Annotated in this window: 26 protein-coding genes; 3 read left to right on the top strand and 23 right to left on the bottom strand. The window is 57.8% G+C overall.

From position 1 onward, the window contains the following. Positions 1-22: 22 nt before the first annotated feature. From ACERHN_RS20610 to ACERHN_RS20585, 6 genes are all read right to left on the bottom strand, one after another. Entirely contained in the window at positions 23-190 is a 168-nt protein-coding gene (locus ACERHN_RS20610) for a hypothetical protein (RefSeq protein WP_415922806.1), read from the bottom strand. Next, a complete protein-coding gene (locus ACERHN_RS20605; RefSeq protein ID WP_415922805.1) occupies positions 187-2,550 on the bottom strand; it encodes a type IV secretion system protein B4 in 2,364 nt (787 codons plus the stop codon). The genes ACERHN_RS20610 and ACERHN_RS20605 overlap by 4 nt, the downstream gene beginning before the upstream one ends. Continuing rightward, entirely contained in the window at positions 2,540-2,818 is a 279-nt protein-coding gene (locus ACERHN_RS20600) for a type IV secretion system protein VirB3 (protein WP_415922804.1), read from the bottom strand. Before ACERHN_RS20600 ends, ACERHN_RS20605 begins: the two co-directional genes overlap by 11 nt. Continuing rightward, the gene (locus ACERHN_RS20595; protein WP_149789547.1) at positions 2,811-3,095 is read right to left on the bottom strand and encodes a TrbC/VirB2 family protein; all 285 of its coding nucleotides are present in this window, start codon (positions 3,093-3,095) and stop codon (positions 2,811-2,813) included. The genes ACERHN_RS20600 and ACERHN_RS20595 overlap by 8 nt, the downstream gene beginning before the upstream one ends. Before the next feature lie 107 nt (positions 3,096-3,202). Next, on the bottom strand, positions 3,203-3,817 hold the full coding sequence (locus tag ACERHN_RS20590) for a lytic transglycosylase domain-containing protein (RefSeq protein WP_415922878.1): 615 nt from the start codon (positions 3,815-3,817) through the stop codon (positions 3,203-3,205). A gap of 43 nt (positions 3,818-3,860) precedes the next feature. Then, complete coding sequence (locus ACERHN_RS20585; RefSeq protein ID WP_058123676.1) at positions 3,861-4,229, bottom strand: hypothetical protein; 369 nt, start codon at positions 4,227-4,229, stop codon at positions 3,861-3,863. A gap of 210 nt (positions 4,230-4,439) precedes the next feature. Here ACERHN_RS20585 and ACERHN_RS20580 point away from each other — a divergent pair, with 210 nt between their 5' ends. The 3 genes from ACERHN_RS20580 (at position 4,440) to ACERHN_RS20570 (ending at position 5,470) form a co-directional block, all read left to right on the top strand. Next, entirely contained in the window at positions 4,440-4,691 is a 252-nt protein-coding gene (locus ACERHN_RS20580; RefSeq protein WP_415922803.1) for a hypothetical protein, read from the top strand. Positions 4,692-4,815: 124 nt separating this feature from the next. Then, the gene (locus tag ACERHN_RS20575; protein WP_028284972.1) at positions 4,816-5,073 is read left to right on the top strand and encodes a helix-turn-helix domain-containing protein; all 258 of its coding nucleotides are present in this window, start codon (positions 4,816-4,818) and stop codon (positions 5,071-5,073) included. Positions 5,074-5,242: 169 nt separating this feature from the next. Next, positions 5,243-5,470 (top strand): hypothetical protein, encoded by a 228-nt coding sequence (locus tag ACERHN_RS20570; RefSeq protein WP_415922802.1) that lies wholly within the window; start codon positions 5,243-5,245, stop codon positions 5,468-5,470. A gap of 363 nt (positions 5,471-5,833) precedes the next feature. Here the strand turns inward: ACERHN_RS20570 and ACERHN_RS20565 are convergent, their stop codons facing one another. The 17 genes from ACERHN_RS20565 to ACERHN_RS20485 form a co-directional block, all read right to left on the bottom strand. Further along, entirely contained in the window at positions 5,834-6,463 is a 630-nt protein-coding gene (locus ACERHN_RS20565; protein ID WP_415922874.1) for a 3-oxoacid CoA-transferase subunit B, read from the bottom strand. Beyond that, positions 6,463-7,116: a 3-oxoacid CoA-transferase subunit A gene (locus ACERHN_RS20560; protein ID WP_415922873.1), complete on the bottom strand. Its 654-nt coding sequence runs from the start codon at positions 7,114-7,116 to the stop codon at positions 6,463-6,465. Before ACERHN_RS20560 ends, ACERHN_RS20565 begins: the two co-directional genes overlap by 1 nt. A gap of 19 nt (positions 7,117-7,135) precedes the next feature. Next, entirely contained in the window at positions 7,136-8,080 is a 945-nt protein-coding gene (locus tag ACERHN_RS20555; protein WP_415922872.1) for a 3-keto-5-aminohexanoate cleavage protein, read from the bottom strand. A gap of 18 nt (positions 8,081-8,098) precedes the next feature. Next, complete coding sequence (locus ACERHN_RS20550) at positions 8,099-8,896, bottom strand: SDR family oxidoreductase (RefSeq protein WP_415922871.1); 798 nt, start codon at positions 8,894-8,896, stop codon at positions 8,099-8,101. Positions 8,897-8,899: 3 nt separating this feature from the next. Further along, on the bottom strand, positions 8,900-10,240 hold the full coding sequence (locus ACERHN_RS20545; protein WP_415922870.1) for a TRAP transporter large permease: 1,341 nt from the start codon (positions 10,238-10,240) through the stop codon (positions 8,900-8,902). Then, on the bottom strand, positions 10,240-10,830 hold the full coding sequence (locus ACERHN_RS20540) for a TRAP transporter small permease subunit (protein ID WP_415922869.1): 591 nt from the start codon (positions 10,828-10,830) through the stop codon (positions 10,240-10,242). Before ACERHN_RS20540 ends, ACERHN_RS20545 begins: the two co-directional genes overlap by 1 nt. 17 nt (positions 10,831-10,847) lie before the next feature. Beyond that, positions 10,848-11,885: a TRAP transporter substrate-binding protein gene (locus ACERHN_RS20535; protein ID WP_415922868.1), complete on the bottom strand. Its 1,038-nt coding sequence runs from the start codon at positions 11,883-11,885 to the stop codon at positions 10,848-10,850. Between the two features lie 164 nt (positions 11,886-12,049). Then, a complete protein-coding gene (locus ACERHN_RS20530) occupies positions 12,050-12,721 on the bottom strand; it encodes a GntR family transcriptional regulator (protein WP_415922867.1) in 672 nt (223 codons plus the stop codon). A gap of 58 nt (positions 12,722-12,779) precedes the next feature. Further along, positions 12,780-13,739 (bottom strand): 3-hydroxyacyl-CoA dehydrogenase, encoded by a 960-nt coding sequence (locus ACERHN_RS20525; protein ID WP_415922866.1) that lies wholly within the window; start codon positions 13,737-13,739, stop codon positions 12,780-12,782. Positions 13,740-14,306: 567 nt separating this feature from the next. Continuing rightward, on the bottom strand, positions 14,307-15,002 hold the full coding sequence (locus ACERHN_RS20520) for a hypothetical protein (protein ID WP_415922865.1): 696 nt from the start codon (positions 15,000-15,002) through the stop codon (positions 14,307-14,309). Positions 15,003-15,255: 253 nt separating this feature from the next. After that, positions 15,256-16,830 (bottom strand): tannase/feruloyl esterase family alpha/beta hydrolase, encoded by a 1,575-nt coding sequence (locus tag ACERHN_RS20515; RefSeq protein ID WP_415922864.1) that lies wholly within the window; start codon positions 16,828-16,830, stop codon positions 15,256-15,258. Between the two features lie 32 nt (positions 16,831-16,862). Next, positions 16,863-18,083, bottom strand: coding sequence for a benzoate/H(+) symporter BenE family transporter (locus ACERHN_RS20510; protein ID WP_415922863.1), 1,221 nt, complete (start codon positions 18,081-18,083; stop codon positions 16,863-16,865). A 30-nt stretch (positions 18,084-18,113) separates the two neighbouring features. Further along, positions 18,114-18,740, bottom strand: a complete 627-nt coding sequence (locus ACERHN_RS20505) for a 3-oxoacid CoA-transferase subunit B (protein WP_415922862.1) — start codon at positions 18,738-18,740, stop codon at positions 18,114-18,116. A gap of 1 nt (position 18,741) precedes the next feature. Next, positions 18,742-19,464, bottom strand: coding sequence for a CoA transferase subunit A (locus ACERHN_RS20500; protein WP_415922861.1), 723 nt, complete (start codon positions 19,462-19,464; stop codon positions 18,742-18,744). Beyond that, positions 19,461-20,321, bottom strand: a complete 861-nt coding sequence (locus ACERHN_RS20495; RefSeq protein WP_415922860.1) for a 3-keto-5-aminohexanoate cleavage protein — start codon at positions 20,319-20,321, stop codon at positions 19,461-19,463. Before ACERHN_RS20495 ends, ACERHN_RS20500 begins: the two co-directional genes overlap by 4 nt. Before the next feature lie 10 nt (positions 20,322-20,331). Beyond that, a complete protein-coding gene (locus ACERHN_RS20490) occupies positions 20,332-21,189 on the bottom strand; it encodes an alpha/beta fold hydrolase (RefSeq protein ID WP_415922859.1) in 858 nt (285 codons plus the stop codon). Next, on the bottom strand, positions 21,186-21,566 hold the full coding sequence (locus ACERHN_RS20485) for a hypothetical protein (protein WP_415922858.1): 381 nt from the start codon (positions 21,564-21,566) through the stop codon (positions 21,186-21,188). The genes ACERHN_RS20490 and ACERHN_RS20485 overlap by 4 nt, the downstream gene beginning before the upstream one ends. Positions 21,567-21,700 lie beyond the last annotated feature (134 nt).

Genomic DNA, 21,700 nt, shown 5'->3' with positions numbered 1-21,700 from the left:
AAGCGCAAGGATATGGGGCAGCTTAGACCTCAACGTCGCCCTCCGGCGCGCCGAGGGGCGTAAAAGTGCAATCCGGCGCGACGGGGGCTGTCGAAGCGAGGAAGGTGAAGCAATTGACCTGCGGTTCCTGGTACTGGGCGCAGGAGGCCAAAACGCCGAGCGCGGCGAGAAGCAACAAAATGCGTGTCATGAAATCCTCCAGAAGTCAGGGCGTTCGCGGTAGTCAGCGCCGACAAGCGCCTCGCCTTTTTCCATGCCGCCGAGGATAGTGAGATTGGGTCCGAGGGCGCTCAGATCGGCATCGACGACGATCGAGCCCTGGTCGTCACGGATCAGCGCAAGGCGGCTGTCACTGCCGGTGTTGAGAAGAACGTCGAGTTCCTTCTCATAGAGATTCAGCATCGCGTAATCGGCGGCATGGGCGCGGATGTTCGGGAGCAGGATCTGCGTGGGAACCGCCTCAACGATGGTCTTGCCGGTCCGGGTGCGCTCGAGCTGGCTGGCGTATTGCGTCATCATCACCGCGACGGTGTTCTGCTTGCGCGCGGTCACCAGCCAGTTCGACAGCCGCTCGGCGAAATACGCGTTGTCGAGGGCTTTCCAGGCCTCGTCGATGATTATGATCGTGGGGCGGCGGTCCTCGATCTCGCGCTCCACCCGGCGGAAGAGATAGGAAAGGACGGCCATCCGTTCCTTCTCGGCCTCGCTGTCGAGAATACCGGTGAGATCGAAGCCGACCACATCGCCTTCGAGCGAGAACGTGTCTTCCAACGTCTGGCCGAATATCCAGCCGTAGCGACCCTCTTCGGTCCATTCGAGAAGACGCTGGTGCAGATCGCCGCCATCGTCGGTGGACACAAAAAGTGATGCAAAATCCCGCCAATTCCTGAGGGCAGGGTTAGTCGCCTGCGCGTTCTGGCGCACCACTTCCTGGATGCGGTTGGTCTGCGCAGGCGTCAGCGGCTTGTCGGCGCGGTAGAGCAAGGTTGCAAGCCAGTCCGAGAGCCATGCCGTGCCGCGATTATCGGTTTCCGTCCACAGGGGATTGAGCCCGGTGGGCTGTCCAGCTTTCAAAGACGCATAGCGCCCGCCATTGGCGCGGACCGCCATCTCCATACCGAGACGATAATCGAAGACGAAGATCCGCGCCCCTGCTCGACGGGCCTGTGTCATGAGGAATGCCGAAAGCACCGATTTACCCGACCCGGGCCGCCCCATGATCAAGGTATGCCCGCTGGTCGGTTCTTTGTCGGGCGATCCCTGCTCGTGATAGGAAAACCGATAGGCGCTCTGCTCGGGCGTGGGCAGGTAGGTGATGACTTGGCCCCAGGGTGTTTTCTCCGCCGGTCTGCCGAGCTGGGTCCGATGAAACGCCGCGAAATCCGCGAAGTTGCGATTGGTGATCGCGCTGGCGCGCACGCGCTTGGGCTGGTTGCCGGGATGTTGGCTGAGGTAATGGGCTTTGGCCGCGACCCGCTCGCCGATCATCTTCACGCCTTCGGCGGCGGCCGCGTTGACGATCTCCGCGCTGAGCGACTGCAGCTCTTCGAGCGTTTCGCAGAAGAGCGTCACGACCATATGGTGTTCGCCGAAGCTTTGGCGCTTGGCCTCGAGATCATCGGCGGCGATATCGAGGGCTTCTAGGAGCGAGAGGGCCGCGTCCTGGCTGGCCTGCATCTGCCGCTTTTGCCGCTTGATGCGGCCCGCCATGAGGTTCGAATTGATCGGGGTAAAGGACTGCGTGACGATCATGTCGACCGGCAGGTTCAGCATGTCGAACATGGTGCAAGAGGTGCCTTCGGAATATTCTCCGATGGTGAAACTCTTGCCGTAGCGCTGCCCCACGACGCCTTCCGAGAGCTCGAAATGGTCTCCGTGAAACGTCACGCGGGTATTGGCGACGTTGACGGACAAAAAGCCGTAGGTGTTTGCAGGGTAGAGCGGCAGCTCGGTGCCCGTGTTCAGCGCGCCCAGAAACCCCACCAATTCCCCCGATGCAGCCGACAGCAGGCGCGGTTTGAGCTCTGCGAGGCCGGACAGGAAGACGTTCACGGCCTCGCCCAGGCGCTGCAGGCGTTTGCGGGTCTCCTCTCTCAGCCGGTCCGGCGCGCTGCGGCTGAGGAACGGCAGGAGGCTTTTCGGGGGTGGGCGGTGAATGACGGTGAGCGTCAGCGTCTTGTCGCGCAGCCCGCTGGTCTCGAGTTTCGCGCGCCAGCGCCGGTCAACCTCGCCTGCGAAGCTGTCCTCACGGATCGGGTCGAGATCAGGTTTGATGGCCTTGGAGACCTTGTGGACGTAATAGCTGAATTCCGGCCCGAGCTGCGCGATAATCCGGCTAAAGAGCGCCGTCACCTTGTCGAGATAGGCATCATCTGTCGTGTAGCTGTTGACCCCGTCGAGCCGGATGCACTGAAAGAGTTCGTTCACTCGGGTTCGGACTGTGCGGTCATCGACTAGGCTGACGTAAGGCAGCATATGCGCGAGGCGGGTTTCGCGGGCATACCAGTCCGGCGTCATCGTGCGGAGATCGAGCGCGACTTCACGGGGCATAGCTGTCCCCACCATGGATGGAGCGATTCCGCGTGGGCGGTGTCTCCTGCAGCGCCGTCATAATCACGTCGATGAACCGCGGATCCCAATCCGCAGCCTTCCACAGCACGGGGTAGAGCAGGGCGGCCACCCCCAGCACCACGATGTGCTGGACCCAGACGAACAAGAGCACCGAGCCGAAGAGCCAGACCATCGCGTACATGATGGGCAGGCCCAGAAGCTTGGGCGGGCGCACGAGACCCAGAAAGAGGGGCGCGCGCTCAGCCACCGGCAAAGACCGCGGCAACGATCGTGGGGGCGGCGGCAACACCGGCGATGCCGACAAGCACCCAGAGGGCTTGGCGCAGGTCGATGATGTTGAAGAACCAGCTCAGGAAGACGCCCAGCACGGCCAGCGTCGCGATGACAACGCCAAGCGGACCGGTCAGCGCATCGACGATCCCCTGCAACAAGCTCTGGATCGGGGAGAGATCGATGCTTTGCGCAAGCGCAGGCTCTGCGACGAGCAGGAAGAGCGCGAGCGACGCAATAAACAGGTTAGAAATCCAACTTGTTTGGAAAAAGCGGGATCGCCAATGCACTGCCGCGCTGCGCGCTCTCGTGACATTGCCGATAAGTATTTTGAGGAATGATTTCCAAAAAGGTTGGGACATCATGAATTTGATCCTTCCAATCGGGCCACGACAGCCATGACGCGAGCCACGTGGTTCTGGGTTTCTCTGTAGGGGGGAATGCCGCCATATTGGCGGACCGCATCCGGTCCGGCGTTGTAGGCTGCGAGCGCGAGCCGCGGATCGCCGAACGTCTCCAACATCATCGCGAGGTAGCGTGCGGAGCCGTCGAGGTTCTGCAGCGGATCACGTGGGTCGACGCCCAGATCACGCGCCGTCGCTGGCATCAATTGACCAAGGCCAATGGCACCTGCACTTGAAATCGCATCCTGCCGATAGGCGCTCTCAACCTCGATATTGGCTCGATAGAGAGCCAGCCAATCCGTCACGGAAAGCCCCGCGCGACGCAGGCCGGGATGGCCGGCATAGCGCAAGGCCGTGGTCTGAATCCCGGAGAGGACATCGGCGCGGGGCAGGGGAGTCGGGCGGGCAAGGGCCTCGACTTGGACGCCCTCTTGCTCGGCCTCTACCTCGCCGAAGATCGCGATCCCATCGGAGGCCGAACCCTGACCGATGCCGTCATTGTAGTTCCGCGCAAAGCTGCTTTGGGAGCGGGACGGGATCAGGGAGCCGTCGCTCTCCATGACCAGCACCATTTGCGCGGAGGCTGGCGCGGCGACCAGCCAGAGGCAGACGAGGTTAGTTGTCAGCGCCCTTGGCTGATGGGGCTTTGTCTGACGGCGCAAGTTTGTGCGTACGGCTTGTCCCCGCCTCAAGCGGCAGGTCGACATGCGCAAAACCAAGGCCAATGAAGAAAGACACCACGCCGGAGATCGTCTTGAACTCGCGGATCTTGATATCGTTGTAGGTCGTCCGTGTGCGGGCGGTGACGAGGAGCTTTTCCACCCCGTCATCAGAGACAACGCGCATGATCCAGACCCCGTAATAGCTGGGGCCTTTCTTATGTGCCGACTCCTGGCACAGGATTTCTGCGCTATAGCCGCTTTCCACGAGCTCGCGGAACCTGGCTTCCGTAACCACATTTGGTGCTTCGATGTCCCAGTTCATGGCCCGGCTCACGCTTTCTCCAATGGCGCGACCCCAGGCATTCCTACTTGAAGCCCAGAGTTACGATAGTATATTATCAACCGCAAGATGTAATATCGCGGTATAGCTGTATCTTAGTTACGCAAACACTAGTCACGGCCAGCGTCCACGATCAAGGAGATAACAGGTTTGAGAAACCCAAGGTTGACAGGCCTGCTCCCATTACAAGCTATGGCCCTCCTGATCTGCGTTCCCGGGCCGGTTTTGGCGGAATCCTGCTTCGCCCCGGCCCGTCCCTTCCTGCCAAGCGATTCGCAGGCGGCGCGGGACTATGCGGACATCATCCGTGGCGATTTCGAAGATTACATTCAGGATATCCAGAGCTACTTCCGTTGCCTCGACGGCGAACGCGCCCGCGCTTTCGAGGAAGCGCGCGAAGTCAGCGAGGACTATGGCCGATTTCTGCAATTGGTAGGGGATTGATGGGCAGCTTCGGGAGCATCAGACTTGCAGCCCATGGAAACCAGACGCCGATAACACCCTCATATATCTACTTTTTAGATAACAGATTTCATCCGCTAGCGACGTCACAAAAGGTATGTGACGCGTGGCAAAAACAATCAGAACAAATGGCCAGTTGGCGCTCGTCCGTGCGTTGGTTGATGCACGTCAGAATGCGGGTCTTAGCCAGCAGCAGTTGGCGGCGAAGCTCAAACGCCACCAGTCATTTGTGGCACGTCTCGAAAGTGGCGAGCGTCGTATCGACGTCGTGGAGTTTACAGTTCTGGCGAGGGTCATTGGCTTTGATAAAGATGAAGTCCTGTCGATTGTCGAAGCCGCCACGGAGCCCGACCACAGGATTTGAAGCCAATGAATTGTTGAGAACGCGGGAATCCATTTTCTCGGTCTGATGATCATTCCCTCATCGAGGACCAGGTAGCCAAAATCAACGAAGTCCGGCGCGCGGTCGTAGTGAACGCTTTGCAACCTCACGCCGCAATTTGCAGCGCCACAGTGCAGGAAGTTAATAAACAGTGAACGATGATAGGGGTGAGGGCGTCGCGATCGCCAATCTGATCGGGACCGATGGGTGCAGTGTTGTTGGTTGGGTTTATCGCTGGAGTACAGGCTTACATGCGGTGATGTGGGACGTCCAAGGGCCCCAGCCGGTATCGGAAACCCGGCCGGATATAAGTGACGAACAAAAGCAAGAAATCGACTTCGATGCGCTCAAGCGGATTCGAAAAAGTGACAGTGGATAGGATTCTCAGGCAGCCGCCAGTTCATATTGATGGAAAGGGTCTGCGAGCGTACCGGTCATTGGAGCAGATGGCAGCGAAGGTCTCGAAGGAGCCCTTCCCGTGAATTCGATTTTCTCGCTGCGCGCGCACGCAGCACGAAAATCGCTGCGGGTGCTCATTTCCGAGGCTGCCGGGTACCATGGAAAGCGGCCATTTATGACTGAAGCTGGATCCGTGAGTTGGGCAGGTCGCAAATCTTGCTAAACATCAGATCGATGCAAGCAGCGGGCCATTGCTTTGTTTCTCAATACTATTTTTGCTGGCATAAATCATTCATACCGAGCAAGTGAGATACGAAGGCACCGGAGGTATTGCCTAGAGGTTTTATAATGCGACTACGAATGATGCTTCGGTCTTTGATGCAACCTCGCCCAAACTGATCTCAGGCATCAATTCAATCAGCCGGAGGCCAGCGTCGCAGTAATCAAAAACTGCTAAGTCTGTCACAATGAGATCAACCTGCCGCGTCGATGTTATCGGTAGGTCGCAACGATTTACGATCTTGCTTTGTCCACGGGTCTGATGCTGAAGCGCGGCGATGACACGTTTTGCGCCTGTGGCAAGGTCCATCGCGCCGCCCATGCCGGGCGTGAGCATTCCCGGAATCATCCAGTTGGCCAAATGACCCGCACTGTCTACCTGCAGTGCCCCCAAAACTGTCAGATCGATATGTCCACCTCGGATCAATCCGAAGCTCATCGCGCTGTCGATTGCAGCCGCCCCCGGGACGGCGGTGACAAATCCGCCACCTGCATCGGTAAGGTCCGGGTCTTCCATTCCCTCTGGAGGCCTCGAGCCAAGCCCAATGACACCATTCTCAGATTGAAAGTAGACGCCTTGGTCGGTTGCCACGTAGCTCGCGACAAGACTTGGGAGACCAATGCCCAGATTCACAAGCGAACCAGGCACAATTTCCTGCGCGACGCGCTGCGCTATGCGGTCTTTCGCATCCATCACTTCGCTCGTTCGATTAGGTGGTCAACCAATGCGGCCGGTGTGCGGACCGCATCGGGCGGTATCATCCCAACCGGCACAATGTGGTCCGGTTCTGCAATCACAGTTTCGGCTGCGAGTGCCATGATTGGATTAAAGTTCTGAGCTGTAAGCGCGTATTCAAGATTTCCGACATAGTCCGCCTGCCGCGCAGCGATCAGAGCAAAATCTGCATAAATCGGGAGTTCTACCAGGTACAACTGGCCCTCAAGTTCAAGGACTTGCTTCCCTTCGGCGACCGCCGTGCCAAGTCCAGTCTTCGTCACAACTGCGCCAAGACCAACGCCTGCGCTACGGATGCACTCAACCAGCGTGCCTTGTGGCACCAAGTCGACCTCAAGTTTGCCCGCATTCATCAGGCGCTGTGTTTCCGGGTTTAGACCGATGTGCGACGTGATCACTTTACGAACTGAGCCCGCCGTTATCAGTTTCCCGATACCTTTTCCGGGCAAGGCTGTATCGTTGGCGATTATCGTAAGACTTCCGGTTCCGGATGCGACAAGAGCATCGATCAATCGCTCGGGGGTCCCAACCCCCATGAAACCTCCGATCATGACGCGCGCACCTTCAGGTATCATGTCAACGGCGTGACTTGGTGAAATCGAGTGCTTCATGAGTGCGGCTTACCTTCGGCTAGAAGTTCACGTCATCGCCGCCCTTCAGATCGAGGATGCTGCGCGCCTCGTCCGGTGTCGCAACAGACAAGCCGAGCCCCTCAATGATCTGGCGCACTTTCGTGACCTGCACGGCATTCGATGTCGCAAGCTCGCCCTTGCCGGCCCAGATACTGTCTTCCAGACCGACCCGGACATTGCCTCCGAGCGCGGCCGCTTGCGCTGCGACCCGTAGCTGGTTCGACCCCGCGCCAAGGACAGACCAGCGATAATCGCTTCCTAGAAGCCTGTCCGCTGTTCGCTTCATATGCATCACGTCTTCGGGATGCGCGCCGGTCCCACCAAGTAAACCGAAAACGGATTGAACAAAAAAGGGCGCTTTTACGAGGCCACGGTCTGCAAAATGGGCGAGGTTATAAAGATGAGATGTGTCGTAGCATTCAAACTCAAAACGCGTGCCGTTGCCGTAGCAGGTTTTCAGCACGTATTCGATGTCCTGGAACGAGTTTCGGAAGACAAGGTCTTTCGACCCTTCCAGATGCTGGCGCTCCCATGAAAACTGAAACTCTTTGAAGCGGTTTAGCATGGGGTAAAGGCCGAAATTCATGGACCCCATGTTCAGAGACGCAACTTCGGGACTGTAATGTGCTGCGGGTGCGACCCGCTCGTCCACGCTCATATAGGGGCTTCCGCCGGTGGTGATGTTGATCACCGCATCGCTGGACTGCTTTATGCGCGGGAGGAAGTTCGCAAATCCCTCGACACTTTGATCTGGCTGTCCAGTTTCGGGGTTTCGCGCGTGAAGATGCAGGATTGCGGCGCCGGCTTCTGCCGCTGCGATCGCCTCTTGCGTGATTTGGTCTGGCGTGATCGGCAAATGCGGGGTCATGGAGGGTGTATGTATAGCGCCGGTGACCGCGCACGTGATGATCACTTTTCCACCCTGGTCGGTACGATTACTCATGCAAGATCTCCAGGTTCTTCAAAGGTATTCAACATTGCCATCCACCGCGAGCGACTGGCCTGAAATATTTACTCCAGCGTCCGAGAGCAAAAAGCACACCATGCTTGAAACATCTTCCGCGCGTACCATACGTCGCAGTGAAACAGCCTTCAGATACGAAACTTGCATGTCTTGCACGCTTGTTCCGGTCGCCTTGGCCTTACTTGCAATAACGGCGTCCATGCGCGGGCCTTCAACAAATCCGGGCAAGATGGCATTCACCCGGATGTTGTCCGGCCCCAATTCTTTGGCGAGGCTTTCTGTCAGTCCGATGACCCCAAACTTTGCGGCAGCATAGGGTGTCCGCAAGGCATAGCCATGCTTCCCGGCTGCGGACGACATATTCACAACGGCGCCGCCCTTTGCGGCTTTGAGCAAAGGCACGGCCCGCTTGGTCACCAGAAATTGCCCCGTCAGGCATACGTCGATACAGTGTCGCCAAGCATCATCATCGACGCTTTCGACCGGCGCCGTTGGCCCTGCAACTCCTGCGTTGTTGATCAAGCCGTCAAGCCCACCCAAATCACGCACGATAGTTTCAAAGAGCCGGTCCAGTGCGTCCGCGTCTGTCACATCCGCAACGCAGGCAACATCGAGCCCCAATTCAGCGGCAGCGCTTTCAAGCTGGGCTTCATCAATATCGCAGATCGCGACCCGTGCACCCTGCGCAGCCAACGCCCGCGCTATGGCAAGGCCTATTCCAGAGGCTCCTGCGGTGACAAGCACACGCTGATCTTTCAGGCCAGGGAGTTTCGCGTGAGCGCTGGTCGACGTCATCGATCAGTTTCCGAAAACCGCGCCAGGCATCCAAAGCACAAGCTGCGGCATGAGGATCAGCAGGGCCAGGCCGGTTAGCTGCAGGCCAACGAAGGGGATGATGCCCCGATAGATCATCCGAATGGTGATCTCGGGCGGCGCAACACCCTTGATATAAAAGAGTGAATACCCGAACGGCGGCGTCAGGAAACTTGTCTGGAGGTTGACGGCCACTAACATCGCAAACCACAGCAGTTGTTGCTGTGTGGTCAACCCAAGGCCGAAATCAAGTGCTGCAACGATCGGTGCAAAAAGTGGCAGGACGATGAAGCTGATTTCAACCCATTCGAGGAAGAAGCCAAGGATGAAGATCATCAGTAACAAGACACCCAGCGTGCCATACGCGCTCAGATCAAGCGCGAAGATCGCATCCTTGATCATCTGATCACCCTTGAGGCCCTTAAAGACCATGCCAAAGATCGTGGCACCGACAAGAACCGTCAGGATCATGGCCGATGTGCTGCCTGTTTCTCGAACGCAGGATGATAGGGTCGAAAATGTGAGTTTGCGATTGAAAGCTGCGAGAAGCATCGCGCAGATCGCGCCGAGGCCCGCGGCCTCGGTAGGTGTTGCAGTCCCCGTCGCGATAGATCCAAGAACCGTCAGGATCAAAAGCAGTGGGGCCATCAGGTCGCGTATTAAGGCAAGCACAACTGATCCTTCAGCCGGCTTGGACTGCGGAACAGGTGCGTCAGAGGGGCGGGTGATGGCGACAAAAATGATGTAGGCAATGTAAAGCCCGCCAAGGAGGAAACCGGGTATGATGGCGCCCAGAAAGAGTTCCCCTACCGAGATTTGCAAAATGTCGCCCACAAGAACGAGCATGATTGAGGGTGGAATTAGAATGCCAAGCGTTCCGGAGGCTGCGATTGTGCCAACGGCCAATTCGGGTTTGTAGTTTTCACGCAGCATGATGGGCAATGCCAAAACGCTGAGCATCACAACTGATGCGCCAACGATACCCGTACTCGCGGCCATGATGATACCCAGTAAGGCAACCGATATTGCCAAGCCGCCGCGCTTGTGCCCGAGGGCGCGTTCAAGCGAATACAACAGGTTCTGTGCCAATCCCGATTTGTCGAGCATGGACCCCATGATCACAAAGAGCGGCACGGCGAGAAGCAACCAGTTTTCGATGACTCCGGCGTAAATGCGGGACACGCCGATCTTGAGGAAGGCAAACGGCAGCTCGCCAATAAACGCGAAGAGGACGCCGATACCGCCGAGCACGAGGGCCACTGGATACCCGCTGAAGATACCAAGCAGGAGGCAGACGACCATCGTCAAAGGAAGTGCATATTCCATCAGTCGTACTCGCTTTGGTCGCCACGCAGCAACTCGCGCAGGCGCACAAACGCCAATCCGAGACCCGCAAATAAGAGTAGTGAGAAGCCGATGGGGATGGACGCCTTCAAGACGAACCGGTCATACAACCCGTCGTAGTTGGACCCTTCCCCCATTGCGAAGGAGCGGGTCGTGAAATCGTATCCATGCCAGACCACGACCACAGCAAGCGGCAGAAGGAAAACGATGTGGCCCGCCAAGTCGACGATCCGCTTGAGGCGATCGCTCATGTGCTGGCGAATGAAATCAACCCGCACATGGTTGTTTGTGACCAGAGCGCCGGCCATCGTCAGCATCAGCATGATGCCGAACAAATGCCATTGTAGATCACCGAGACTTGCGAGCGTCAGTTTCGAGCCAAAAAGAAAAACATCGCGTTCCCATTCAACGATCGTTCCGACCTTCATCGCGGACAGCGTGACGCCGACGAGGACAAGGACGAGGATCGGGACGATCAACCAGGCGGCGGCCCGGCCGATCCAGGCAATGCCGCGTAGCATCGCCTGAACTGGTCCGGTCCCAAGCTCTGGCTCTCTAGCTTGGGTATCCATTGTCTAACTCCGATCCTTTATTCGACCGGCAGGCTCTGGAGCGATGTCCAACGCCCAGATGAAGCCACAAACGCCTTCATCGAGTTATAGGCTTCGCCGTACAGTGCGTCTTCTGCGGCAATCTCACCCAGGACACGATCGGTGGCCTCACGCAGCGCGACGAGCACTTCGTCTGGGAACCGCTTTACCACCGTACCGCCGGCTTCGAACTCTTCAATCTGGGGAGTTTGTGCTGACGGGGCGTAGGCCAGCGTCCACGCCATGCTGACCTGGCAGGCCGCCTCGTACATGGCTTGCTCGTCGGCTGGCATGCCGTTCCAAACATCCATGTTGATCATCAGCACGTCCACACTGCCCGGTTGATGCCATCCCGGATAATAATAGAAGCTCGCGATCTGATTGAAGCCAAGGTCTTTATCGATGATCGGCAGGGAGAACTCGCTTGCGTCGATCCTTCCGCGCTCCAGTGCCAGATAAATCTCGCTTGCGGGCAGGAACTGGGCCGACGCGCCGAATTCGTTCAGAATGCGCGCACCAACGCCACCCATCCGCATCTTGAGACCTTCGAAGTCTTCGATCGAGTTGATTTCCTTGTTGAACCAGCCACCAGGTTCTGGGTTCGTGATATGGCACGCCAGCACCTTGATGTTTTGTTCGTCAAAGCCGCGTTGGATGATTTCGAGACCACCACCGACATGCAGCCACGCGGCAAGGGCTTCGGGGCCAGCGCCAAAAGGCGTTGCACCAATCTGCGCGACAGGAATTTGCCCGCCCCATTGACCAAGGAAGCTCCAACCCGCTGGGATTGCTCCTGTGCTGACGCTTTCGAGGATTTCACCGGCCGGCACCAGCTCGCCAGAACCAAATAGATTCAATCCAACATCCCCGCCCGTCATGGAGCGCAGTGTTTCATCCATGATCTTGGCGCTATCGGCCAAGAACGTCAGGTCTTTCGGAATCGACATGTGGACATCCAACATGTCCGCCGTAGCCGCGGTGGCACCGAAGCTTACGGACGCCGCCGTCGCGCATGCAGCGAGATATGATTTATTCATTTAGTTTTCCTCCCAAGAAGTGTCGAAGGCTCTCAGCCAAGGAGAAGAGCCAGATTGCCGGTAAACGATCTTTGATTTTTGATCAATAATCAATAACTTTCTCGAAGTGGCTGATTTCTCCCGCGCGAGAGCGAGTCAAACATCCCATCAAGTAATTGTTTTTCTTAGGCAGATGTTGCTGAAAAGAGTGCCAGCACAAGGTCGTCGTAAGACCCTGTCACATCAGCGATCAAAGCCTTTTGCGCGGTCTCGACGTCACTACCACGGACGGCGTCGATGATGAGTTTATGGTTGTCGTTAGAAATCCGATGCCGAGACCGTTGGCCCGCATGATACAAATGCGGGCTTACGCGCAACCAAAGGGTGTTAATGATATCCATCAGAACCGGCGAGTTCGCTTGCTGATAAAGTCGGAAATGGAACGCGTAGTTGTTCTTGATGAAACCTCTGACATCACGGGCTTTCTCTGCCTGGAGCAAGTCCGCCAACATGATCTCGAGTTCATTGACAAACTCTGGGGTCTGATTTTTCACAGCCCACTCAACGGCTTTGGTTTCAATCTCAAGCCGTACGTCGCGAAGATCGGATAGCTCTTCTCGAGTCATCATTGGAACACCAACAGACCGACCTGACACGTTTGCCATCACCCCTACAGCTGCAAGCCGGGTTAGGGCTTCGCGTACCGGCATGGCACTCACACCAAAGGCTTCAGCGATCCGAGAAACTCGGACGGGTTCTCCCGGCGTAAACTCGCCTTCTCGCAGAAGTGTACAAAGACGATCATAAACCTGATTGTTCAGCTTGTCTTTTTGGATCGGTTTTTCGTTTTCAAACATTTCAAGCCTACTTTTTCTTGCGTCTTCGCCCCCGAATGCCTGATTGTAGCAGGTCCGGTCAAATGTCCGTCGTGTTTTCAAGCTTTCCTTGCAAGCGTGCCGTAAGAAGCTGCATGAGCGCGACGTCTCTGGCGCGTTGCGCATTGCCTATTTCGGCGAGAGGCTGCTGCTCGATGAGCTCCGCCTCAAGGCCCGCATTCACGACAGCGCGCCAATCAGACGGCTCTTTCGTGTGCTCGAACATCTCCGAATACATCTTGCCAAACCGGTGAACATAATCGGCGACGCCGCCCGGCGCATTCAAATGGATGGTCTCGAAAGGACCCATCAGTGACCACCGTATCCCCAGCCCATCGCTTATCGCTTTATCTATGGCTTCTCGGGACGCGACGCCCTGATCCAGAAGTTGAAAGGCCTCGCGAAGCAAGGCGCCCTGAAGGCGGTTCACGACAAAGCCGTCTATCTCTTTCTTCAGAATGATGGGGACCTGCCCGACACTGTCCAGAAGACCTTTGACTTCGTCCACAACGCTCCGTGAGGTCCAAGTTGCCGGTACGATTTCCACCACCGGGATGAGATGCGGTGGATTGATCGGGTGCACAACAAGGCATCGGCTCCGCCCATCGATCTTTTCCGCATAAACAGAAGCTGGAATGCCCGAAGTCGAACTTCCGATAGGCGTACCAGGAGGTGACCACCGGTCAATGTCGCGTGTCAGTTCTGATTTGATACGCGCGTCTTCCGGTCCATTCTCCTGGACGTAATCAGCATCTGAAACCGATGACTTGAGAGTTGACGCGACCGTCAACAGGTCATGGCCACGCTGCAAAGCACTTGAATTGATGAGGCCGTGTTCGTGCAACTCAACGAGCCGCTCTCGAATTTGCACGACCGCCTGTTGGGCCGCGCCGTCTTGCTTGTCGTAGAGAGTCACATGGTGACCAGAGCGCACAAACACAGTTGCCCATGCCTGTCCAATCAAACCACAGCCAATGATCGCAATCCTCTTTTGCTTCATTGGCTTAGCGTCCGGTGTGTCGTGGTTTCTTCGATCAACATTCGGCCTCCTCGCCCGCAGACAGGCCTATGTGCCGCGTCCGTTCACACCACAGTATACTTACAAAATTGATTTTTGATCAATAATCGAAATCCTGAGGTGCTGCGGTATGTTGCGAAGACCTACTTCCAAAGCTGGGCGAAACCTCGACACGGGTCAGGCCTATCTTCTTTCTCGGTACAAATAGTATCACCTGGCGGTGCCTCGCGTGACTGGCGCGTTTTTCGGTACAGCAATTAATGGCTTCATCTGGCAGCTTTCTGCAAAGAACCGAAGACACAGCGGAACTTTTATCTTTGCTGCACGGGACACCGTTTTCGAATGACCGCTCCCGTGACGGCGCTGCTTCTCGACAACTTTCATGCCGCACATGCGAACATATGCTGCGTCAGCAATAGCCGCATGTGCATAAGTCCGGTTTGTCCCGCTCTCCGGACTTTGGCATCGACAGCAGCGAAGGGCCGATATTTGAGCAACTCAGCTCGCTCAAATTTCTGCAGTTTGATGGCACCGTTGTCTTTGTCAAAGCTAGTAGTTCACCTGTTCGAAGCCGTAGTTGCCCTCATAGTCACGCCAATCGACGAAGACAGATCGGTGATAGATACCCGGGCAATGCTCGCCCCATCGTTCAAGGCCTACGTGAGCCGAAGGAAGGGCAGTAACGGAAGACCTCTGCCAAGAGAAATCGCCTTGGGTCCCGTAAGTGCCGAGGACCACAGTCGCGCTGCGATTGCAGTCACCGTCACGACCGGACTCGTGCTGTCGTGCATACCGTACATCGAAGACGCGGATGGACCGCACGAAATTGAACTCTGGCCCGCTGATATCGATGTCCGCGCGATCCTGAACGAGCCGCAGGGCGAGGTCGGTGGGAACGAGATTATCTACTGGCAAGGATTGAAGCGGTCGACGGCTGTCCGCCTGGTACAAGGCTTCAAGGATGCGGCCAGCGTTGTTTTGTAACCGATCGTTCTTGTAGGAGGCGCCCATGGGACAGCGCCAGATTTGCAGCGGCGGTTCCACCGGCCAGGGCGTAATCCGCCGGATAAATTCGGCGCGGGCTCGGGCGCAAGGGACGGAAGCGGGCCAGCCGCCAGACAGACACAAGAGGATCGCGCAATCGATCGGGTATGTCTGCGCGCGGGCGGGAGCCGGCAGCGAAAGACCTGTCACGGTCAAAGCGACTGCGATCGAGGGGAGGAGCTTCTTGATTAGATGGCGCATGCTGCGGAACCTCCGTGAGAGGAGTCCAGCATACATACGATAATATACTATCGCAACACTAAGTATAAAGACGCATAATGAAGTTTATGTTAAAAACCTGCGATATCACCATTGCATATCACTTGCTCGTCAACACCTCCTGGCTAGCCAAAGCACAGGACAAAACGCTGCGCACCACAGAAAGCCGGAAGGAAAGTGTCAATGGCGGCGATGGGGGCCAGAGACCTCAGGCCACCCATCAAGCTTATCGCGTTCAATCCACCACGTCACACATGTAGCTGGACGCTTCATTTATTGCACCATTGCCGTCGTAGACGGCCTGCTGAGGCCAGACGCAGATCGGGTGCGTCAGCGCCACCCCCCGGGTCGGATCGTTCTCGGTCCAACGCACACCGGTGAGGGTTCCTGGTTCCTCGTTTCGCTCCACCCAGGCGACAAGCGCTTCGAAGATGTCGTGCTGCGCGTCCTGCTGCAACGCGACACTTCCCGACGCATCATCGTCACGGTGCCCAAACCCACTTGGTCCGACACCGCCACGGCAATGATCAACGCCCGGCACCATGTAAAGGCGGACTGTTTCATCAGCGGTGTCCCCGAGGGCCCCAACGACCTGATCATAATAGTTGATCGTCGCCTCGGGGAAGATGAACTGGTCTGTCCAGCCATGCCACAGGATCAGATGGCCACCGGCATCCGCAAACTCCGAAATGTCGGGATCAGTGGTGCCGATCATGTCATTGAACATGGCGTAGCTTCTCTGAAAATACGCTTCGAAGCTTTCCGAAGTCAGCGTTGTCCAGTCCGCTTGCGGGTCGGCCTGAACCCATTGAAATTGTGACACCGCAATTGGGAAAGGCCCTTCATTCGCCAGAACAGCATGCGATGTCCCCGGCGTCAGACCGGGCCAGATGACCCGACCATCAGTGCCTTCCGCACCGGCCCAAATCCGTGAAATCGCGCTTGCCTCCCCCTCGGTCAGGCAGCCACAATCCGGCTCTGCCCCTTCGGCGCAGACGAGTGAGGCCGGATCAAATCCGCATTCGCGCGGGTCCTGCAAGAGCCCGTCGACCGCCCCGTCCAGTTCATCGCATGCAGCAACTGCTGCGGCATTCGCCAAATCGAACTTGCAGGCGGGAAGCGGGCCGCCGGCATCTTCGCGCATCACGATCTGTGGCCAAAGCTCTGCGGCGATGAATTGGTTCCAATGAATGGCCGGTGCCCCCGACAATACACCGTCATAGGCATACGGGGTGCGCTGAACCTGGATCAGGCCCTGCCGTCCCCCGGTCGAACATCCTGACCAATAGGTGTAATCCGGAGCTCGCCCGTAGAAGGCTTCGGTGACCTCTTGGCCCAGCCGAGAAGTCTCGAACAGGGATCGTGAAGCGAAATCCTCAATCAAGGACCAGTCGAGCGTGCCGTCGTCTGTGAAGGCGAACGACCCATCGCCACCGTGGCCCATATGTCCGGTATCGGTCGATGCGACGGCATAGCCATCACGAACCACCGCCGCCAGCGCGCCCCAGCTTGGCGCGCCAGAATAGCCGCCGCCGCCCACGCCCCGGAAACGCCCGTTCCAGCCTTCAAGCGGCAACCACAGCTCAATATTAATGGCCTCTGGAACCGCCATCGAAACGCGGCACATGGGCGGCAGTCCGGTGATTGCATCACCGCCCGGCGGCGTCACTGTTCCGTCTGAAATCGTGGCTGCCGTGAAGGTGACGTCGCCAGTTGCAAGATCGGCCAGGTCCTCGCAGGCCATTTGGGCTTGCGCGCCCACCGCCCAAAGCCCGGCGGACATCGCCGCGACAAAAGTCAGTATTCTCATGATCTTCCTCCCGATTGGTTTTGCAGAAATCTTCAACGTCCGGCCCCTTCGGAACGGTCGTGCAACAGTTTTTGTGTGAGACCCGTGAGCAAATAGAAACCGACACCGATGACCACACCCCAGAACGCGGCCCCGATCCCTAACAGGGACAAACCGGATGCGGTGATCAGGAATGTGAGCAAGCCCGATTGCGCCCCCTCTGATGCCAGCATGTCGGTGGTGAATTTCAAGATCGGTTGCAGAAGAGCCAGACCGGCAAGCAGCGCGATGACAGCCGACGGCAAAAGAACGAGCGCGTTCACGATCGTGCCCGAGAAGAGCCCGCCAATGCAGAACACAACGCCGCAAGCCACACCCGCGACATATCGGCGGTCGGGGTCCGGGTGACTGTTCGAACCGGCGCAGAAACTTGCGGTGATCGAGGCAAGCGCCGTGGTGATCCCGCCGAAAAGGGCCGACGCGGCCGACGCTAATCCGCCGACAATCAGAACTGGATTGGCCGACATCGTATAGCCATTGGCGCTCAGGATGGACATGCCGGGAAGATACTGACCACTGAGCGTCGTGATCAGGAGCGGAAGCGCAAGGCCCAGCGTCGCTTCCATGGAAAATTCAGGCCGGACAAGTAGGGGATCGGCAAGTGCCAGATCAAGGGACGAAAGCGCCGTGTTCTGGGAAAGCGCGACCAGAACGAATGCCAGCCCCAACAGGATGACCACAGCATAGCGCGGCACCAGCACTGTGCAGATCGCGAAGGCTGCAATCAACAGCGCGACAATGAAGGGCTCGGTCGCCAGCCCCGACGCGGCCTTCATCCCGAACCCAAAAAGGATGCCGGCCATCATGCCATTGGTGATTGCAGAGGGCAGCATCTGGACCAGTCGCTGAAAGACACCGGACAGGCCAATGACGATGAGGGCGGCAGCGACGATTAGATAAGCGCCGACAACCTCCTGCATCGAAATGCTGGCGCCGAGCGCGATGAGCAGCACCGTCCCGGGGGCGGACCATGCCATAGCAACCGGAACCCGGAACCAGATGCTTAGACCGATGCTGGTGAGACCCGCCGACATGGAAATCGCAAAAACCCAACTCCCAAAGGCGGCCGTCGACGCGCCCATGGCTTCGGCGGCGCTGAGGTAGATCAACAGCGGTCCAGCATAGGATACGAAAACAGCAAGCAGACCCGCACCTGCGGCAGAGATGGAGGAATCGCTCAGCAAGTTGGTCGCTTCCAATCTCGCATTCGCCATTCCGTTCCTCCTCGCGAGCAACGCAGCCCGTCAGTTGACAATGGTAGCCTCCGTGGCGGTCTTGATGTCGTCTTCAGTCACACCTTCGGCTATCTCGACAATCTTGAGGCCAGCTTCGACCACGTCGAGCACACCGAGATTGGTGATGATCCTATCCACCACGCCCTTGCCTGTGAGCGGCAGGGTGCAGGCTCTCAGCAGCTTGCTGTCGCCATGCTTATTGGTGTGATCCATCACCACGATCACGCGACCGACACCGGCCACGAGGTCCATTGCCCCGCCCATGCCTTTGACCAGCTTGCCGGGGATCATCCAGTTTGCCAGATCGCCGTTTTCTGCCACTTCCATCGCACCAAGGATCGCCGCTGCGATCTTACCGCCGCGGATCATCCCGAAGCTTTGGGCGCTGTCGAAATAGGCCGTGCGGCGCAGTTCCGTGATTGTCTGCTTGCCCGCGTTGATCAGATCCGGGTCCTCCTCGCCTTCGAACGGGAACGGGCCCATGCCGAGCATGCCGTTTTCCGATTGCAGGGTGATATCCTTGTCACCGACATAGTTCGCGACGAGCGTCGGAATACCGATGCCAAGGTTCACATACATCCCGTCTTCAAGTTCTTCCGCCGCGCGGGCGGCCATTTGATTACGATCCCAAGGCATATTACGCGCCCTCCGTCGTGCGGACGGTCCGCTGTTCGATGCGTTTTTCGTGTTCGCCCTGGATCAGACGATGGACATAGATGCCCGGCAGGTGGATCAGGTCGGGGTCGATTGACCCGGTCGGCACGATCTCTTCGACCTCAAGCACGCAGACCTTGCCACACATGGCGGCGGGCGGATTGAAGTTGCGGGCGGTCTTGCGGAAGATGGCGTTGCCGGTTTCATCCGCTTTCCAGGCCTTCACGATGGAAAGATCGGCGAAGATGCCTTCTTCCATGATGTAGGCTTCCATCTTGCCGTTCGGGCCGGTCGGGAACTGCTTTTCTTCTTTGCCCTCGGCGATCACGGTGCCGACGCCTGTCTTGGTGTAGAAACCGGGGATGCCAGCGCCACCGGCCCGCATCCGTTCGGCCAGCGTGCCTTGGGGGTTGAACTCGATCTCAAGCTCACCGCTGAGGTATTGACGCATGAATTCGTCATTCTCACCGACGTAAGAGCTCATCATCTTCTTGATCTGATGGGTGTCGAGCAGTTTCCCGAGACCGAAATGATCCACACCGGCATTGTTCGACGCGAAGGTAAGGCCCTTGACGCCGCTTTCGACGATGGCGTCGATCAAAAGTTCCGGGATACCACACAGGCCAAACCCGCCTGCTGCAATCAACATGTCGTCGCGCAAAAGCCCGTCCAGTGCGGCCTTGGCGTCGGGATAAATCTTCTTCATGCCACTCGTTCGATGTCATTGAGGTTGGGAGTCCTTAGACCCAGGATCTGACGGGCCTCTTGCCATGTCGCCACCGGTCTATCGTGACGCTCGCAGATGTCTGCCGCGCGCCGCACGAGGGCGGCATTTGATGGCGCGAGCCTATCCCGGTCGAGGCGCACGTTGTCTTCAAGGCCCGTTCGGGCGTGTCCGCCAGACGAAATCGCCCATTCGTTTAGCACTGCCTGATTTGCCCCGATCCCCGCAGCACACCAGGGCGCGTCGTCACCAAACAGACGTCGGACAGTTTGGATGTAATAGTCGAAGACGTTTCGATCCGCAGGCATTGCATTCTTAACCCCCATGACAAACTGGATGTACGGCGTGCCACTCAGCTGACCGCGATCAGCCATGTCTTTTGCCTTGAGGATATGGCTCAGGTCGAAGGCCTCAATCTCGGGTTTGACGTCATGCGCGCGCATTTCGGACGCCAGCCAATCAACCAGATCTGGTGGGTTCTCATAGACGCGCGTCGGGAAATTGTTTGACCCCACGCTGAGCGACGCCATGTCGGGCCGCAGAGGCAGCATCCCGCCGCGTGCATGACCGGCCCCGGACCTCCCGCCGGTCGAGAACTGGACGATCATACCTGGGCAATGCTGCTCGATCCCGTCTTTCAGGAGTGCAAACTTCTCCGGATCAGATGAAGGGGTCTCGTCCTCGTTGCGGACATGGGCATGGACAATCGTGGCACCAGCCTCAAACGCCTCGTGGGTCGATTCCACCTGCTCGGAGATGCTGATCGGCACGGCCGGATTGTTTGCCTTGGTCGGCAAGCTGCCGGTGATCGCCACACAGATGATACAAGGGCTGTTCATCTGCGCCACCTCATGCCGCCGCAGCGGATTTCGCTGGCATCCGGTCAAGACCCTCGGCAAAAAAGGGACGGAAGCCGTCGGGGTGCTCGCTCATCGGGAAATGTCCCAACTCGTCCATCACCGCGAGCGTCGCGCCCGGGATCGCATCCGCTGTGCGCTTCGCATCTTCCGGCGTGCATGTCAGGTCATACGCCCCAACGATAATATGGACTGGTGTTCGGTTCGTGTCGATGTCGCCCAGCCGCGCGATCAAACTGTCATCTTTGGTGTAAAAGCTCAGATCCCCCCGGAACACGCCCGGTCCGCTCTGCATGAACATCCACAAGGTGTTCCAGCGCTCTGCGTCGGGCGCAAAGGGCGAAATATTGGCCGAGACCAGCGCCGCGCCCATCTCACCGCCATGGGCATCGGGGCGATGGAACCAGTCGATATCATACCACGCCGGCTGGAAGTCCGACGCCTCAATCGCGATGAACCCCGAGAATGTGTCCGGGTGCAGCGCCGCAAGCTGGAGTGCGATCCGGCCGCCCATGGAACAGCCAGCCAGCACCGGACGATCAAGGCCAAGCCCCTCGACCACGGCGAGCACGGTCTCAATATACGCCTCGGTGGTCAGCAAGTACTCTTCGGTTTCGAATCCTTCGGGGGGGAGCGACTTGCCATGCCAGGGCATATCAAATGCAATTAGCTTGTTTGCGGCCGTGATCTCGGCGTCGTGCATCAGGTGCCGCCACTGCCGAGTATCTGCGCCAGCGGTATGCAGACATAGGACAGGACGACCCTGCCCCGCCTCTTCAAAGTAGATGCGGTAGGCCTGCTCGCCGACAATCGTGTTCAGATATCGTCCTGTGATGGGTTCGATGCTCATGCTGCGACCTCCTCTTTTGTCCGCGGCAATGCCATGACTTCCTTGAAAAACCGCAGGTTTTTCACTAGCGCCAGAATGTCCCCATCAATCCGCGCACGGCCAATCTTCACGAGCCCGAAAACGTCGTGAAAGCCGGGTGCCGGGCGCGGCATCCAGAAATTTGCAAGAGCCTCGGCGTCTGTCCGCAACGCAAAGCGCCACGGCGTCTTTCGGCTCGGCCCTTGCTGGATGGACGTCAAGCGCCCCTTCTCGAAGGTGAGGTAGAATTCATCGGTCCCGACCTCGATCAGAATCGTCTCAGAGAACAGTCGTCCAAGCCGCTGGAGATGCGGTGCGCGATTCAGCTGGTCTTGTATCTGGTTGAAGATATCGATCATGGCAGCCCCCAAAGTACACGCTATGCCTTCTTTGGTGCCATTTTCTGCGGGGCCTTAGCTATGCCAGCCTCAGTATGAGGTGATATCAAGCAGAGCACATATCTGCGCGCTTCAGCATGATACGCTCCAACCTT

Source organism: Tateyamaria rhodophyticola (assembly GCF_047777875.1).
Classification (GTDB): domain Bacteria; phylum Pseudomonadota; class Alphaproteobacteria; order Rhodobacterales; family Rhodobacteraceae; genus Tateyamaria.
Note: the sequence above shows the minus strand (reverse complement) of the source record. Positions and strands in the feature narration are given on the sequence as shown.

What these genes read in the sequence shown, in the direction of transcription:
- ACERHN_RS20540 (WP_415922869.1), bottom strand. Translation starts at nt 10,830, where the DNA reads ATGGATACCCAAGCTAGAGAGCCAGAGCTTGGGACCGGACCAGTTCAG.
- ACERHN_RS20525 (WP_415922866.1), bottom strand. Translation starts at nt 13,739, where the DNA reads ATGAAGCAAAAGAGGATTGCGATCATTGGCTGTGGTTTGATTGGACAG.
- ACERHN_RS20565 (WP_415922874.1), bottom strand. Translation starts at nt 6,463, where the DNA reads ATGGATGCGAAAGACCGCATAGCGCAGCGCGTCGCGCAGGAAATTGTG.
- ACERHN_RS20485 (WP_415922858.1), bottom strand. Translation starts at nt 21,566, where the DNA reads ATGATCGATATCTTCAACCAGATACAAGACCAGCTGAATCGCGCACCG.
- ACERHN_RS20490 (WP_415922859.1), bottom strand. Translation starts at nt 21,189, where the DNA reads ATGAGCATCGAACCCATCACAGGACGATATCTGAACACGATTGTCGGC.
- ACERHN_RS20510 (WP_415922863.1), bottom strand. Translation starts at nt 18,083, where the DNA reads ATGGCGAATGCGAGATTGGAAGCGACCAACTTGCTGAGCGATTCCTCC.
- ACERHN_RS20505 (WP_415922862.1), bottom strand. Translation starts at nt 18,740, where the DNA reads ATGCCTTGGGATCGTAATCAAATGGCCGCCCGCGCGGCGGAAGAACTT.
- ACERHN_RS20585 (WP_058123676.1), bottom strand. Translation starts at nt 4,229, where the DNA reads ATGAACTGGGACATCGAAGCACCAAATGTGGTTACGGAAGCCAGGTTC.
- ACERHN_RS20550 (WP_415922871.1), bottom strand. Translation starts at nt 8,896, where the DNA reads ATGACGTCGACCAGCGCTCACGCGAAACTCCCTGGCCTGAAAGATCAG.
- ACERHN_RS20560 (WP_415922873.1), bottom strand. Translation starts at nt 7,116, where the DNA reads ATGAAGCACTCGATTTCACCAAGTCACGCCGTTGACATGATACCTGAA.
- ACERHN_RS20535 (WP_415922868.1), bottom strand. Translation starts at nt 11,885, where the DNA reads ATGAATAAATCATATCTCGCTGCATGCGCGACGGCGGCGTCCGTAAGC.
- ACERHN_RS20555 (WP_415922872.1), bottom strand. Translation starts at nt 8,080, where the DNA reads ATGAGTAATCGTACCGACCAGGGTGGAAAAGTGATCATCACGTGCGCG.
- ACERHN_RS20530 (WP_415922867.1), bottom strand. Translation starts at nt 12,721, where the DNA reads ATGTTTGAAAACGAAAAACCGATCCAAAAAGACAAGCTGAACAATCAG.
- ACERHN_RS20590 (WP_415922878.1), bottom strand. Translation starts at nt 3,817, where the DNA reads ATGGTGCTGGTCATGGAGAGCGACGGCTCCCTGATCCCGTCCCGCTCC.
- ACERHN_RS20515 (WP_415922864.1), bottom strand. Translation starts at nt 16,830, where the DNA reads ATGAGAATACTGACTTTTGTCGCGGCGATGTCCGCCGGGCTTTGGGCG.
- ACERHN_RS20520 (WP_415922865.1), bottom strand. Translation starts at nt 15,002, where the DNA reads ATGCGCCATCTAATCAAGAAGCTCCTCCCCTCGATCGCAGTCGCTTTG.
- ACERHN_RS20495 (WP_415922860.1), bottom strand. Translation starts at nt 20,321, where the DNA reads ATGAACAGCCCTTGTATCATCTGTGTGGCGATCACCGGCAGCTTGCCG.
- ACERHN_RS20500 (WP_415922861.1), bottom strand. Translation starts at nt 19,464, where the DNA reads ATGAAGAAGATTTATCCCGACGCCAAGGCCGCACTGGACGGGCTTTTG.
- ACERHN_RS20605 (WP_415922805.1), bottom strand. Translation starts at nt 2,550, where the DNA reads ATGCCCCGTGAAGTCGCGCTCGATCTCCGCACGATGACGCCGGACTGG.
- ACERHN_RS20545 (WP_415922870.1), bottom strand. Translation starts at nt 10,240, where the DNA reads ATGGAATATGCACTTCCTTTGACGATGGTCGTCTGCCTCCTGCTTGGT.
- ACERHN_RS20610 (WP_415922806.1), bottom strand. Translation starts at nt 190, where the DNA reads ATGACACGCATTTTGTTGCTTCTCGCCGCGCTCGGCGTTTTGGCCTCC.
- ACERHN_RS20580 (WP_415922803.1), top strand. Translation starts at nt 4,440, where the DNA reads ATGGCCCTCCTGATCTGCGTTCCCGGGCCGGTTTTGGCGGAATCCTGC.